14 protein-coding genes and 2 tRNA genes are annotated in these 14,141 nt (G+C 67.0%); 7 read left to right on the plus strand and 9 right to left on the minus strand.

The features are described from left to right. Nucleotides 1-17: 17 nt before the first annotated feature. Together ACZ0AE_RS18525 and ACZ0AE_RS18530 are read left to right on the plus strand one after the other, a co-directional pair. Nucleotides 18-1,904 carry an EAL domain-containing protein gene (locus ACZ0AE_RS18525; RefSeq protein WP_425598290.1) on the plus strand — a complete coding sequence of 629 codons (1,887 nt, stop codon included), beginning with the start codon at nucleotides 18-20 and terminating at the stop codon, nucleotides 1,902-1,904. After that, on the plus strand, nucleotides 1,904-4,225 hold the full coding sequence (locus ACZ0AE_RS18530; RefSeq protein WP_463601849.1) for a hybrid sensor histidine kinase/response regulator: 2,322 nt from the start codon (nucleotides 1,904-1,906) through the stop codon (nucleotides 4,223-4,225). The genes ACZ0AE_RS18525 and ACZ0AE_RS18530 overlap by 1 nt, the downstream gene beginning before the upstream one ends. Nucleotide 4,226: 1 nt before the next feature. Here the strand turns inward: ACZ0AE_RS18530 and bfr are convergent, their stop codons facing one another. The 3 genes from bfr to ACZ0AE_RS18545 form a co-directional block, all read right to left on the minus strand. Further along, nucleotides 4,227-4,697 carry a bacterioferritin gene (gene bfr, locus ACZ0AE_RS18535; RefSeq protein WP_128096615.1) on the minus strand — a complete coding sequence of 157 codons (471 nt, stop codon included), beginning with the start codon at nucleotides 4,695-4,697 and terminating at the stop codon, nucleotides 4,227-4,229. A 160-nt stretch (nucleotides 4,698-4,857) separates the two neighbouring features. Continuing rightward, nucleotides 4,858-5,067: a (2Fe-2S)-binding protein gene (locus ACZ0AE_RS18540; RefSeq protein ID WP_038685797.1), complete on the minus strand. Its 210-nt coding sequence runs from the start codon at nucleotides 5,065-5,067 to the stop codon at nucleotides 4,858-4,860. Nucleotides 5,068-5,205: 138 nt separating this feature from the next. Next, complete coding sequence (locus ACZ0AE_RS18545; RefSeq protein ID WP_038685796.1) at nucleotides 5,206-5,829, minus strand: RNA pyrophosphohydrolase; 624 nt, start codon at nucleotides 5,827-5,829, stop codon at nucleotides 5,206-5,208. Nucleotides 5,830-5,948: 119 nt separating this feature from the next. Between ACZ0AE_RS18545 and ACZ0AE_RS18550 the strand changes: the two genes are divergently transcribed. Beyond that, a tRNA-Met gene (locus tag ACZ0AE_RS18550) sits at nucleotides 5,949-6,025 on the plus strand. Between the two features lie 51 nt (nucleotides 6,026-6,076). Beyond that, nucleotides 6,077-6,151 (plus strand) — tRNA-Gln (locus tag ACZ0AE_RS18555). An 818-nt stretch (nucleotides 6,152-6,969) separates the two neighbouring features. On the opposite strand, the gene rpsI is transcribed toward ACZ0AE_RS18555, so the two are convergent. Together rpsI and rplM are read right to left on the minus strand one after the other, a co-directional pair. Beyond that, entirely contained in the window at nucleotides 6,970-7,362 is a 393-nt protein-coding gene (gene rpsI / locus ACZ0AE_RS18560) for a 30S ribosomal protein S9 (protein ID WP_463601850.1), read from the minus strand. Between the two features lie 2 nt (nucleotides 7,363-7,364). Next, the gene (gene rplM / locus ACZ0AE_RS18565; protein ID WP_038685795.1) at nucleotides 7,365-7,793 is read right to left on the minus strand and encodes a 50S ribosomal protein L13; all 429 of its coding nucleotides are present in this window, start codon (nucleotides 7,791-7,793) and stop codon (nucleotides 7,365-7,367) included. A 184-nt stretch (nucleotides 7,794-7,977) separates the two neighbouring features. On the opposite strand from rplM, the gene coq7 reads away from it, so the two are divergent. Then, on the plus strand, nucleotides 7,978-8,622 hold the full coding sequence (coq7, locus tag ACZ0AE_RS18570; RefSeq protein WP_038685794.1) for a 2-polyprenyl-3-methyl-6-methoxy-1,4-benzoquinone monooxygenase: 645 nt from the start codon (nucleotides 7,978-7,980) through the stop codon (nucleotides 8,620-8,622). Between the two features lie 188 nt (nucleotides 8,623-8,810). Here the strand turns inward: coq7 and speD are convergent, their stop codons facing one another. Further along, on the minus strand, nucleotides 8,811-9,605 hold the full coding sequence (gene speD, locus ACZ0AE_RS18575; protein ID WP_025874620.1) for an adenosylmethionine decarboxylase: 795 nt from the start codon (nucleotides 9,603-9,605) through the stop codon (nucleotides 8,811-8,813). Between the two features lie 147 nt (nucleotides 9,606-9,752). Between speD and crp the strand changes: the two genes are divergently transcribed. Together crp and ACZ0AE_RS18585 are read left to right on the plus strand one after the other, a co-directional pair. Further along, nucleotides 9,753-10,442 carry a cAMP-activated global transcriptional regulator CRP gene (crp, locus tag ACZ0AE_RS18580; protein ID WP_038685793.1) on the plus strand — a complete coding sequence of 230 codons (690 nt, stop codon included), beginning with the start codon at nucleotides 9,753-9,755 and terminating at the stop codon, nucleotides 10,440-10,442. A gap of 251 nt (nucleotides 10,443-10,693) precedes the next feature. Further along, nucleotides 10,694-11,455, plus strand: a complete 762-nt coding sequence (locus ACZ0AE_RS18585; RefSeq protein WP_463601851.1) for a sulfite exporter TauE/SafE family protein — start codon at nucleotides 10,694-10,696, stop codon at nucleotides 11,453-11,455. A 54-nt stretch (nucleotides 11,456-11,509) separates the two neighbouring features. Here the strand turns inward: ACZ0AE_RS18585 and ACZ0AE_RS18590 are convergent, their stop codons facing one another. The 3 genes from ACZ0AE_RS18590 to trpD form a co-directional block, all read right to left on the minus strand. Further along, nucleotides 11,510-12,226: a haloacid dehalogenase-like hydrolase gene (locus ACZ0AE_RS18590; protein WP_447595943.1), complete on the minus strand. Its 717-nt coding sequence runs from the start codon at nucleotides 12,224-12,226 to the stop codon at nucleotides 11,510-11,512. Then, on the minus strand, nucleotides 12,223-13,026 hold the full coding sequence (gene trpC, locus ACZ0AE_RS18595; protein WP_038685790.1) for an indole-3-glycerol phosphate synthase TrpC: 804 nt from the start codon (nucleotides 13,024-13,026) through the stop codon (nucleotides 12,223-12,225). The genes ACZ0AE_RS18590 and trpC overlap by 4 nt, the downstream gene beginning before the upstream one ends. Before the next feature lie 65 nt (nucleotides 13,027-13,091). Next, entirely contained in the window at nucleotides 13,092-14,129 is a 1,038-nt protein-coding gene (gene trpD / locus ACZ0AE_RS18600; protein ID WP_038685789.1) for an anthranilate phosphoribosyltransferase, read from the minus strand. Between the last annotated feature and the right edge of the window lie 12 nt (nucleotides 14,130-14,141).

Here is a 14,141-nt window from a genome sequence, read left to right on the forward strand (position 1 = left end):
AGCCAGGCACGGCATAATTGCGTCGCAGACTGGGAGTATTGATGGCCGTCACCGACAACGTTGTTGCATCCGCCCGCGCCACGCGCGCTGAGACCCCGCCCGCCGACCATTGGCAACGGTGGGTCGGCAGCGCCGCGCCGGTCGCTGCCGCGCCGAGCAACGTGGTACCGCTTACCGCAGCCATCGCAGCGGCCCCACCGCCGCTGCCGCAGGCACCGCAGGCACGCGAAGACGACCCCGCGCCGCTGGGCCTGGATGCGCCTTACCGGGTGCTGATTGTCGAAGACGACCGCTCCCAGGCCCTGTTCGCGCAGAGCGTGCTGCACGGCGCCGGGATGGAGGCCATCGTGCACAGCGACGCCGAAGGCGTGCAGCAGGCCATCGCGGACAACCGCCCCGACCTGATCCTGATGGACCTGCACCTGCCCGGCCTGGACGGCATGCGCCTGACCGCGCTGATCCGCCAGCAACCCGGCCAGCAGCTGCTGCCCATCGTGTTCCTCAGTGGCGATCCGGACCCGGAGCGCCAGTTCGAAGTGCTCGACAGTGGCGCCGACGATTTCCTGAGCAAGCCGATCCGTCCGCGCCACCTCATTGCCGCGGTCTCCAACCGGATCCGCCGTGCGCGTGCGCAGGCCGCCACCCAGCCCGGCGCCAATGGCGCGCCGGCCATGAACAACCCCGAGACCGGCCTGCCCACCCGCCACCATGTGATGCAGCAGCTGGCCGCCTCGCTGGCCCACCGCGACCATGGCGGCCTGTTCTTCATCGAAGTGGCCAGTGCACTGGGCCTGCGCGAACGCTATGGCTACGCCGCGTTCGAGCGCCTGATGGTGCAGGCCGCGCAGCGCCTGGCCGACAGCGCGCAGCCGCACCTGCTGGCACGCTTGAACGACAACAGCTTCCTGGTGCTGGCCCGCGGCATCGACGAGGAAAGCCTGGACGGCGTGGCCCAGCACCTGCGTGAGCAGTTGTCCGGGCGCGCCTTCGTGATCCGCGACGACGAGTCGGTGCACCTGCGCGGCGTGGTCGGGCATGCGCAGCTCTCGCTGGGCTTCAGCGACGCCGGTACCGCACTGGAAGCGGTGGAACGCACCACCCTGCAGGCGCGCCTGCTCAGCGCCGGTGTGGCCGCGCACGTGCGCCGCGAAGATGTCGCCGCGCAGGAACACCTGGCCCTGCTCGAAGGCCAGCTGGAACTGGCCTACCAGCCGATCGTGGCCGTCGCCGGCGGTAATACCGCCCAGTACCAGGTGCTGCTGCGGCTGCGCCAGGCAGATGGCACCGTGCTCGCCGCCGGCCAGGTGATTCCGGCTGCCGAAGCCGCCGGGCGGATAGCCGACCTGGACCAGCAGGTGCTTGACCACACGCTGGGCCTGCTCGATCTGTACCGCCATGCCACCCAGCCGCTGAGCCTGTTCGTGTCGCAGTCGCTGCGCACGCTGGCCCGCGACGCCTTCGCCGACTGGCTGCTGGAATCGCTGGCGCGCCGCCAGATCGCCGGCGAGGCGCTGGTCATCGACGTCCGCCTGCCGGACGCGCTGATCCATACCGTCACCCTGCAGCAGTTCTGCTCGCGCATGGCCGCGGCCGGCGTGCGGTTCTGCCTGAGCCAGTTCGAACCGGGCGGCGAAGCCAACGCGCTGCTCACCCAGTTGCCCCTGACCTACGTGCGCATGGCCGCGCGTTTCTCCAGCAGCCACGCCAACCAGCGCACCCGCGACGAACTGCGTGCGGCCATCGACAACGCACACCGCGCCGGCCTGCAGATCATCGGTCAACAGATTGAGGATCCACAGGCGGCCGCCGCGATGTGGATGGGCGGGGTCGACTTCATCCAGGGCAACATGGTGCAGTCGGCGGGCAGTGAACTGAACTTCGACTTCCACAACGCGGTGTTGTGATGACGACCACCCAAGGACGGGTACCCCGCGCACTCTGGCTGACCGCCATGGCCGCCGCGGTTGCAGGCACCGCCGCACTGATGGCCGCCATCGGCAGCCGTGGCCCGTGGTCGCTGATTGCCGCCGCGGCGGCCGTGGTGACGGTGATTGCCAGCCTGAGCTGCGTGCAGCACTGGCGCGACACCCAGCAACGGTTGCAGCAGCTGCAACGCCGCGGCGACGCGCTGGCGGCCGAGCGCGATCAGCTGCAGCACGCGGTGCAGCAGCAGGATGTGCTGGAACAGGAACTGCTGCAGGCCAAGCAGGCCGCCGAAGCCGCCGCGCTGGCCAAGGGCGAGTTCCTGGCCACCATGAGCCACGAGATCCGCACGCCGCTCAATGGCATCCTGCCGATGCTGGACCTGATCGCGGGCGGCCAGCTGGGCGCCGACCAGCGGCAGATGCTGCAGACCGCCACCGTCAGCTCGCAGCAGCTGCTGCGCATCGTCGATGACATCCTCGATTACTCCCGTCTGGAGGCCAAGGGCCTGGACCTGGAGATCACCACGTTCAACCTGCGCGAGCTGCTCGAAGGGCAGGTCCAGCTGATGCAGCGCAGCGCCGATCCCAAGGCGTTGAAGCTGTCGCTGGAACTGGACCCGGCGGTGCGCCTGTCGGTACGCGGCGACCCGGTGCGCCTGCGCCAGGTGCTGGGCAACCTGCTGGTCAATGCCATCAAGTTCACCGAACGCGGCCAGGTCCGCGTGCGCGTGCAGCGGCTGGGCGAAACCAGCGCCCAGCACCAGTTGCGCTTCGAAGTGATCGACACCGGCATCGGTATCGACACGGCCCTGCAGTCGCGGCTGTTCCAGTCCTTCAGCCAGGCCGATGCCTCCACCACCCGCATTTACGGCGGCACCGGGCTGGGGCTGGCCATCTGCAAGCGCATCATCGACCTGATGCATGGCCGCATCGGGGTCAGCTCCACGCCGGGCCATGGCGCCACGTTCTGGTTCGAGATTCCGCTGCTGAAGGTCATCGGCGACCTGCCCGCCCTGGGCACCACCACCACCCGCGCGCTGCTGGTCAGTACCGACGCGCTGCTGGCCCAGCGCCTGGACCGCGTGCTTCAGCACTACGACATGCGCCTGCACGTGGTGGAAAGCGCCTCGGCCGCGCTGGACATCCTGCGTGCACCGCAGCGCCCCGGCATCGAGCCGGTGCTGAGCTGGGTCCTTGCCGATACCGAGGCCCTGCGCCACGGCGCCACCGCCCTGCACCGGGCCGTGCTGCGCGACGGTCGCGACCCCTTGCCCAGGCTGGTGTGGCTGCAGGGTGCCGAGCCCCTCGCGTCGGTGCTGCTGGAAGACGCGTCGCAGCTGCCGCGCGACGCCGCCGATAGCGACCTGCACGCCCTGCTCCGCCCCGCCATCGCCCCCGCCCGCCCGGCACCGCTGCTGGCCGAGGTAGTGGCCGATACCGACAGCGCTCCGTCCCCCCAGCTGGGGTTGCGCGTGCTGCTGGTGGAAGACAACAGCGTCAACCTGGCCGTTGCCCAGCGCCTGCTGCAGGTACTGGGCTGCAGCGTGGTGACCGCCACCGATGGGCAACAGGCGCTACAGCACCTGCACAGCCAGCGCGTGGACCTGGTGCTGATGGATTGCCAGATGCCGGTGCTGGATGGCTACCAGGCCACCCGCCGCTGGCGCGCGCACGAAGCCGACACCGGCGCGGCGCGCCAGCCGATCGTGGCGATGACCGCCAATGCCATGGCCGGCGACCGCGAGCGCTGCCTGCAGGCCGGCATGGACGACTACCTGTCCAAGCCGGTCAACCGCGCCTCGCTGCAGGCGTGCCTGCAACGCTGGCAAGGCAACGCAGCCCCGTCGCAGTGGCCCGCGCCGACTGCCGAGGTGCGCGCGCCGGACATGTCGTTCGCCGCACTGCCGCCATCGGTGATGCCTGACAGCGATGACGGCCCGCTGCCCGTGCTGGACAGCAGCGTGCTGGATGAACTGGTGGAGGTGATCGGCGCGCAGACCGCGCAGATCATCGGCGTGTTCCTGGACGACACCCCGGCGCTGATCACCCAGCTGCAGGATGCCTCGGTGGCCGCCGACCTGGATCAGCTGCGCGCGCTGGCGCACAGCCTCAAGTCCGCCAGCGCCAATGTGGGCGCGCTGGCCCTGTCGGCCGCCTCGCGCCGGATCGAACACGACGCGCGCGCCGGCACTCTGGAACGCCCCGCCGTGGCGGTGGCGTTGCTCATCGCCGAGTTCGCGCGCGCGCGGATCGCGCTGGCCGGGTATCAGAACGGCCTGCGCGTACCGCTGCAGGGCTGACTCAGTCGTCCAGCTTGGTCAGCAGGTAGTTCGGCTCGCTGATGCGTTCGATCAGGTCGAGCTGGGTTTCCAGCCAATCGATGTGCTCTTCCTCCGAATCGAGGATCTTCACGAACAGCTGGCGGCTCACGTAGTCGCCTACTGAATCGGCGTAGGCCACCGCATCGCGCAGCGTGACCACGCCATCGCGCTCCAGCGCCAGATCGCACTGCAGGATCTCGGTGGGATTCTCGCCGATGCGCAGCTTGCCCAGCGCCTGGAAGTTGGGCAGCCCTTCAAGGAACAGGATGCGATCGGACAGCATGTCGGCATGCTTCATCTCTTCGATCGATTCCTTGTACTCATGATCGGCCAGTTCTTTCAGGCCCCAGTTCTTCAGCATCTTGGCGTGCAGAAAATACTGGTTGATCGCGGTCAGCTCGTTGTAGAGGACCTTGTTGAGGAATTCGATGACTTTTGCGTCGCCCTTCATGAGCCTGCTCCTGCTGCGTGTGAACGCGCGCACTGTAGCGCTTCGCGCCGGGGCATGAAGAAACGCGAATCGTGCTCAGTTGCGCCCGGCGTCCTGCACCGGTAGTGCCGGCCGCTGGCCGACTCCGCAGAAATCTCTGTTACGTGCCGCCAGCCGGCGGTCAGGCGACCTGCGCCAGGCCCAACACAGGCAGCGGCAGATCGTGGGTCGCGCTGAACTTGGCCAGCAGGTCGGCTGCCATGTCCAGGCAGGAACCGCAGGTGGCGCCGCAGCCGGTGCGCATCGTCAGTTCGGACACGCTCGCGACACCGCTCTGGGCGGCTTCACGGATCTGGTGGTCGGTAACCCCGTTGCAGATACAAACGTACACGTGCGGACTCGGCAGGCAGGCCAGGAAGGGCCTGCCGCTATTCCAATAGAAATGCGAATGGTTGTCAATTTCGTATCTGAATCATTCTCGATACGGTTCAGACAGGCCAGCCACGGCTGAACGCCGTGGCGCACCCCATCACGGTGCGCCTGGGTCGCCCTTGGCCTTCCGCGGCCAGTAGCCCCGCTTGGGCGGCGTGCGCTTGCGCGGCCGATCGTGCCCGGCGGTGTTGCCCGGCATCCAGGCTTCCTGGGCCGACTTGGGCATCGACTCCACCCCGGTGCCGGCCACGCCACGCGCCAAGGGCGCCAGGTGGCGCAGCGCGCGGGCATAGACCCCGCGCTTGAACATCACCACGTGCTCGACCGGGTACCAGAAATCCACCCACCGCCACTGGTCGAACTCGGGGCTGTCGGTATGGTCCAGCGTCACATGGGATTCGTCGCCGGACAGGCGCAGCAGGAACCACACCTGCTTCTGGCCGATGCAGACCTGCTTCTCATTGCGCCGAATGGCGCGTGCGGGCAGCCGATAGCGCAGCCAACCCGGTGTCGCTCCGAGGACTTCGACGTGCTCGGGCAACAGCCCCGTTTCTTCGTGCAACTCGCGATACATGGCTTCGACGGGCGTCTCGTCGGTATTCATGCCGCCCTGCGGAAATTGCCAGCCATCCCGGCGCACACGTCGTGCCCAGAACACCTGCCCGTCTTCCCGCATCAGCACAATACCGACGTTCGGTCGATAGCCGTCCGGATCGATCACGATGCGGACTCCTAGAAAAATCTACTGATCCGACTTTGACACGCCCGCTGCCCACTCACAAGCGTGATGAAAAAGTGTTGACAGATCCGCGATACATCTCCAGAATTACCGGCTCCCTAGGCTATGTAGCTCAGCCGGTTAGAGCACAGCACTCATAATGCTGGGGTCGGTGGTTCGAGTCCACCCATAGCCACCAAGTTAACCCTTGGTTTTGTAGGGAAAAAGTGCAATACTTGCACGCACATATTGCCCCGTCGCCAAGCGGTAAGGCACCTGACTCTGACTCAGGCATTCGGTGGTTCGAATCCATCCGGGGCAGCCAAATAAAACAAAAGGCCTGATCGAAAGATCAGGCCTTTTGTTTTATTTGGTGCGGTTAGCTGGGCGCTATGCGCCCAGCACCCCAACCTTGCGGAGCAAGGTTGGGGTCCGCCTCGTTTACCTCCACATCCCCGCGCCTGTCGGCGCGCCCCCTTGGACTCCAAGGGGGCTGCTTCGCCTGATGGGGTGCGAGAGGCGCTGGGCGCCGTGGGTGCCGGTGGGTGGGCAGGTGGCGTTCGCCATCGCCGGCGGGGATGCGCCGCGATAACCAGGCGATGACACGAATGCGGCCAACGGCCGGAGGATAGAAGAGCAGAATCGCGGTCACGGCCATCGCGAGCGACGCCATCGGCCTGCGGAAGGCCTGCGTGGTTGCCGGCCAGCGGCCGGCACTACCGATCAAAATCCCCAGGCGCCCGCCCCGTGTTGCCCCGCCCTTCCCATGTGCACCAGCCAACTGTCGAGGGTCGGCGCGGGTGGGTTGGCGGGACCCTGAGCCGCATGGATGCGGCGACGGAGCTTACATGGGTGAGGGCGCTTTGCTTGCGAGGCACTGCCTCGCAAGCGCCCGAACGCCCAGCCGCCAGCGGCTGGGCCGGGCCGCGGAGCGGGACTTGCAGCGTGTCCCGCCAGCCCACCCGCGCCGACCCAGCCAGCGGATACGCAGAGCAGACGCTCTGGCTCTGGCTCTAGCTCCAGCCTTGGCTCCGGCTCCAGCTCCGGCCATATCGCCCCACAAACGACAAAAGCCCGGCCGAGGCCGGGCTTTTGCTGTCCTCCCAGCGGGATCCCGAAGGATCCCACGCCAGGCGCGATGGATCAGCGCTTGGAGAACTGGGTGGCGCGACGTGCCTTGTGCAGGCCGACCTTCTTACGCTCGACTTCACGGGCGTCACGGGTCATGAAGCCAGCCTTGCGCAGCTCGGACTTCAGGGTTTCGTCGTACTCGACCAGCGCACGGGCGATGCCCAGACGGATCGCACCGGCCTGACCGGTGGTACCACCGCCAGCAGCGGTGACCATGATGTCGAAGCTTTCGGTGTTCTTGGTCAGTTCCAGCGGCTGACGCACGATCATGCGTGCAGTCTCACGGCCAAAGAACTCGTCCAGCGGACGGCCATTGACGGTGATGTTGCCGACGCCCTTGCGCAGGAACACGCGGGCGGTGGAGGACTTGCGGCGGCCGGTGCCGTAGTTTTGAGTGATAGCCATGATTAGATATCCAGAACCTGAGGCTGCTGAGCGGCGTGCGGGTGCTCGGAACCCGAGTACACCTTGAGCTTGCGGTACATGGCGCGGCCCAGCGGGCCCTTCGGCAGCATGCCCTTGACGGCGGTCTCGATGACACGCTCCGGGTGGCGCTCAAGCGCCTGGGCCAGAGTTTCGGTCTTCAGGTTGCCGATGTAGCCAGTGAAACGGTGATACAGCTTGTCCTGCAGCTTGTTGCCGGTGACGACAATCTTTTCTGCATTGATGACAACCAGGTAATCACCGGTATCAACGTGAGGGGTGTAAACCGGCTTGTGCTTGCCGCGCAGACGGCGGGCCAGCTCGGTGGACAGACGGCCCAGCGTCTTGCCGGAAGCGTCGACGAGATACCAGTCGCGCTGGACGGTCTCGGACTTTGCAGTGAAAGTGCTCATGAAAGAACTCAAGTAGGTCGGGCTCATTACGGCGCTGAACGGCCGGAACTCTGCCACGCGTTGTGAAGAGGCGGGATTGTACTGGCCAACCCCGCCACTTGCAAGTTGCCCCCTGCCCCGGCTTGGCACGCCGCGCCCACGGGGCGAGAATCGACGGTCCCCCGCTGCACGCTGCCACCCCGCCATGACCGCCACCCGCCAGATCACCCCGCTCGATCACCTGCTGACCGAAGCCCAGCGCGCCCTGGACACGGTGTTTGGCAACCCGCCGGCCAGCCGCCCCTACCCGGCCGACACCACCCCCGACGTACAGATGAACACCCCCGAGCGCCGCCACGCGGCCGGCCTGATGCGCATCAACCACGTCGGCGAGGTCTGCGCCCAGGGCCTGTACTTCGGCCAGGCCGCCGTTGCCCAGGAAGCACAGACCCGCGCCCACCTGCTGGAAGCGGCCCAGGAAGAAACCGACCACCTGGCCTGGTGCGCCCAGCGCCTGCGCGAACTGGACAGCCGCCCCAGCCTGTTCAACCCCATCTGGTATGCCGGCAGCTACACCATCGGCACCCTGGCCGGCCTGCGCGGGGACGGCTGGAACCTGGGCTTCGTGGTCGAAACCGAGCGCCAGGTCGAGGCCCACCTGGACGAACACCTGGACACCCTGCCCCCGGCCGACCTGCGCAGCCGCGAGATCCTCAAGGTGATGAAGATCGACGAGGCCCGGCACGCCGACCACGCCGAACACGCCGGTGCCCGCAAGCTGCCCTTCCCGATCCCCGGGGTGATGGCGCTGGCCTCCAAGGTCATGAAGACCATCGCCTATCGCGTGTGACCTCCCGTCCCGGCTGAGGGGCCCGACCGGCGGCCAGACACAAAAAACGGCCCGGCGTCTTCACACCGGACCGTCATCGGTTGGCTTCCGTAGCGCCAGGTTCTACGCGACCCTGGCACCCCGGCGCGGGGCCGTCCCGCCTGTGCAGCACCGCCACGGGTTGCCCCGGGCGGCTGTCACCTGTCGCATTACTCGGCCAGATTGCGGCCGTGGAACAGCTCTTCGATCTCACGACGCAGCAGCGCTTCGATCTTCATGCGCTCCTTGAAGGAGATGTTCTTGGCCTTCTCTTCGAACAGGTACTGGTCGAGGTCGAAGTCCTTCAGGTGCATCTTCGTGTGGAAGATGTTTTCCTGGTAGACGTTGACGTCGAACATCTCGTAACGCGACTTGATGTTCTTGGCCAGGAAGTTCTGGATCGAGTTGATTTTGTGATCGATGTAGTGCTTCTTGCCCTTCACATCACGGGTGAAGCCACGCACGCGGTAGTCCATGATCACGATGTCCGATTCCAGACTCTCGATCAGGTAGTTCAGCGCCTTCAACGGCGAAATCACGCCGCAGGTGGCCACGTCGATGTCGGCGCGGAAGGTGGCGATGCCTTCCTGCGGGTGCGTTTCCGGATAGGTGTGCACGGTGATGTGCGACTTGTCCATGTGCGCGACCACGGCGTCGGAGATCAACTCCTTGCCGGCCTGCTTCTTGTCGATCACCGGCTCTTCCGAGATCAGGATCGTCACCGAGGCACCCTGCGGATCGTAATCCTGGCGCGCCACGTTAAGGATGTTGGCGCCGATGATCTCGGCGACATCGGTCAAGATTTGAGTAAGCCTGTCGGCGTTGTACTCTTCATCGATGTATTCAATGTAACGCTGACGCTCCTCTTCGGTGCGCGCGTAACACACGTCATAGATGTTGAAGCTCAGCGCCTTGGTGAGGTTGTTGAAACCCTGCAACCTGAGGCGAGGCAACGGCTTGACCACGGCGGTCGATCCTGTGAGTGGTGGGAAAGGGGGAATTATGGGGCAAAGTGATCGGGGGCGAAACTTGCATTGACACGAGTAGCTGTGCTTTGTTTGCCCTTAACAAATCGGATCGTTAAGCTCGCGGCACATAGCCGTGAATTGTTCATGAGCAAAGGGAGCGCCTCAACCGTGTCAACAGTGCGCCTTGCCGCAAGTCCATTGGCCCTGGATATCGCCACCATCGACCGGTTTCTGGCCCACAGCCATCGTCGCCGCTATCCCGCCCGCACCGACGTGTTCCGCCCCGGGGACCCGGCTGGCACCCTTTATTACGTGATCAGTGGCTCGGTCTCTATAATTGCTGAGGAAGAGGACGATCGTGAGCTGGTCCTCGGCTACTTCGGTTCAGGTGAGTTCGTCGGCGAGATGGGCCTGTTCGTCGAATCGGACCGCCGCGAGGTGATCCTGCGCACCCGCACCCCCTGCGAACTAGCTGAAATCAGCTACGAGCGCCTGCACCAGCTGTTCCTCGGCCCGCTCTCGGCCGATGCCCCGCGGCTGCTGTATGCGCTGGGCCAGCAGATCTCCAAGCGCCTGCTGGACACCAGCCGCAAGGCCAGCCGGCTGGCGTTCCTGGACGTTACCGACCGTATCGTGCGCACCCTTCACGACCTGTCCCGCGAGCCGGAGGCCATGAGCCACCCGCAGGGCACCCAGCTGCGCGTGTCGCGCCAGGAACTGGCCCGGCTGGTCGGCTGCTCGCGTGAAATGGCCGGCCGCGTGCTCAAGAAGCTGCAGACCGACGGCCTGCTGCATGCCCGCGGCAAGACCGTGGTCCTGTACGGCACCCGCTAACCCCCGCGCGCGCGGTAGAGCCGACCGTTGGTCGGCTACCTGGTCGGCTACCCGGTCAGCTCCCCCATGCCACCCGGCACGCTATTAGACACCCCACCCGGCATCCCGCCGGGCTCGGACTGCCCACGGTTGCCGGCCAGCGGCCGGCACTACCCGGCAGCACCCTACCCGGCCTCCCGCCGGGCCCCGACTGCCCACGGTTGCCGGCCAGCGGCCGGCACTACCCGGCTGTTTCCCGGTAGGCTGGCGCCATGGAGCTTGGCAGCGAATTCTATTGGTTCATCCTGATCGGCCTGGGCGCGCAGCTGGTCGACGGCGCGCTGGGCATGGCCTTCGGGCTGATCTCGTCCTCGATCCTGCTCAGCATGGGCCTGCCGCCGGCGGCGGTCAGCGCCAGCATTCATACCGCGGAAGTCTTCACCACCGGCGCGTCCGGGGTCTCCCACCTGGTGGCCGGCAATGTCGACCGTCGCCTGTTCCTGCGCCTGGCCATTCCCGGCGCGGTGGGCGGGGTCGTAGGCGCCTATGTGCTGACCCAGTTGCCGGGGGAGTTCATCCGCCCGTTCATCTACTGCTACCTGCTGGTGCTGGCGATCTTCATCCTGCTGCGTGCGGCCGGACGGCTGATGCCGGCCCAGGAAGTGAAGCGGGTGCCGGTGCTGGGCTTCTTCGCCGGCCTGCTGGATGCCAGCGGCGGCGGCGGTTGGGGTCCGGTGGCCACCTCCACCCTGCTGGCCCGGGGTGCGCAGGCCCGGACCACCATCGGCACGGTCAACGCCGCCGAGTTCGTGGTCACCCTAGCGGTATCGATCACCTTCCTGCTGACCATGGGCCTGCAGTACCTGAACATCGTGGCCGGCCTGCTGATCGGCGGGATGATGGCCGCACCGGTTGCCGCGCTGCTGGTGAAGCGGGTCAAGGAGCGCTGGGTGCTGGTGGCCGTGGGCGTGCTGGTCCTGGCGATCAGCCTGTTCCAGATCGGCCAGGCCCTGCTGCAATGGCGCGCCGCCTGAGCCGGTTGCGTCATCCGGTCTGGAAGACGCCAGACGCATATTCAATCGCGTCGGTCAGACCGGATCGCCAGCTCGATCGACGCAGCCCCAGTTGAGGATCGGCGTGCCCGGCGGCAGCACCTGCCGGAAGTGCGCCACCCGCGAGGCCTTCGGGTTCACCACCACCGGCGCCTTGGCGGCCAGCAACAGCGGCAGGTCGGCACTACTGTCGGAGTAGGCGATGGCGATCTCGCCGTAGCCGCGCTCGCGCAGCATGCGCATCTTCTCTTCGTTGTGGCAGTGGCGCGTGGCAACCACCGCGCCCAGGCACGGACCGACCTCTGTACCGATCACCGGCACGCCCTGGTGGGCGACGAAGGTGAGGATGGCGCGGGCCAGCTCCGGCGGCGCGCCGGTGGCCACCACCACCCGGTCGCCCTGCTCACGGTGCTGGGCGAACACGTCCAGCGCCACCGGCAACAGCCGGCGGCGGATGTCCGCCTCATGGGTCAGCACGTAGCGGTCGATGGCCTTGTTGAGGTCACGCGCACGGTGCAGGCCGAAGGTGGCGATCCACACATACCCGGAAATGCCGCGGCGGCGGGTGGGCAGCAGCGCCACCAGCGGGCCCAGGATCGGGGTGGCCAGCAGCGCGGCCAGCAGCCGCAACGGGTTGCGCTTGATCAGCCAGGCAAACAGGTGGCTGCCCGAGTCACCGTCGTACAGGGTGTGATCGAAATCGAAGACCACCAGCGGGGCGTCGTCGCGCGGCGTTGGGTAGATCGCAGTCATGCGCTGAAGAATAGCTGACGCAGGCCCTCGCCGGGCTCCTCCACGCGCATGAACGCCTCACCGACCAGGAAGGCATGCACGCCGGCGTTGCGCATCAGGCTGACGTCGTCGGCGCCGAGGATGCCGCTTTCGGTCACCAGCAGGCGATCGCGCGGCACCGCCTGGCGCATGTCCAGGGTGGTCTGCAGCGAGACCTCGAAGGTGCGCAGGTTGCGGTTGTTGATGCCGATCAGCGGCACCGGCACCTGGATGGCGCGCTCGAGCTCGTCGATGTCGTGCACTTCCACCAGCACGTCCATGCCCAGCTGCATGGCCAGGTCGGACAGCGCGGCCAGCTGGCGGTCGTCCAGCGCCGCCACGATCAGCAGGATGCAGTCGGCCCCGAGCACGCGTGCCTCGTACACCTGGTAGGCGTCGATCACGAAGTCCTTGCGCAGCACCGGCAGCGTGCACGCGTCGCGGGCCTGCTGCAGGTAAGCATCGCTGCCCTGGAAGAAGTCCACGTCGGTCAGCACCGACAGGCAGCTGGCGCCGCCGAACTCGTAGCTGACCGCGATGTCGGCCGGGTGGAAGTCGGCCCGGATCACGCCCTTGGACGGGCTGGCCTTCTTCACCTCGGCGATCACCGCCGGGTTGCCGGCGGCGATCGAGGCGCGCAGCGCGTCGGCGAAGCCCCGCACCGGCGGCGCCTGCTCGACCCGGGCGATCAGCGCCTCCAACGGCACCTGCGCGCGGCGCGCAGCCACTTCTTCGGCCTTACGGGCCAGGATGGTGTCGAGGATGTCGCTCTTGTCGCTCATGTCAGTCAGGGTCCTTCAGGCCGGCCATTATCGGCCAGCCATGGGCAAAGCGTGAAACGGACGGCTCAGCCGTCCGCGCGGATGCGCTGGGTGGCCGCCACGTACTGCGCCATGCGCGAACGGGCGCTGCCGTCGGCAATGGCCGCCCGGGCGCGGGCCAGGCCGTCGGCGATGCTGTCGGCCACGCCGGCCACGTACAGGGCCGCGCCGGCGTTGAGGGCCACGATATCCAGCGCCGGGCCGGGCTGGTTGTCGAGCACCGCGCGCAGCATCGCAATGGACTCTTCCGGGTTGGCCACCTTCAGGTTGCGACTGGCCGACATGGCAATGCCGAAATCTTCCGGGTGGATCTCGTACTCGCGCACCTTGCCGTCGCGCAGCTCACCCACCAGCGTGCCGGCGCCGAGCGAGATCTCGTCCATGTTGTCGCGACCCCACACCACCAGCGCGCGTTCGGCGCCCAGCTCGCGCAGCACGCGTGCCTGGATACCGACCAGATCGGGGTGGAACACGCCCATCAGCACGTTGGTGGCGCCCACCGGGTTGGTCAGCGGGCCCAGGATGTTGAAGATGGTGCGCACGCCCATCTCGCGGCGTACCGGTGCCACGACCTTCATCGCCGGGTGGTGCATCGGCGCGAACATGAAGCCGATGCCGGTCTCGGTGATGGCGCGCGCCACCTCATCCGGGCGCAGGTCGATGACCGCGCCCAGCGCTTCCACCGCATCGGCGCTGCCGGACTTGGACGACACGCTGCGGTTGCCGTGCTTGGCCACCTTGGCCCCGGCCGCCGCCACCACGAACATCGCGCAGGTGGAAATGTTGAAGGTGTGCGAGCCGTCGCCACCGGTCCCCACGATGTCCACCAGGTGGGTCTTGTCGTCCACCGGTACGGCCAACGCGAGTTCACGCATTACCGTGGCCGCGCCGGCAATCTCGCCCACCGTTTCCTTCTTGACCCGCAGGCCGGTGAGGATCGCGGCCGTCATCACCGGCGAGACGTCACCGCGCATCACCTGACGCATCAGGTCGACCATTTCGTCGAAGAAGATTTCGCGGTGCTCGATGGTGCGCTGCAGGGCTTCCTGGGGGGAGAAGGTCATGCGGGGTCCTTT

It is taken from the genome of Stenotrophomonas sp. AC248 (assembly GCF_979258185.1).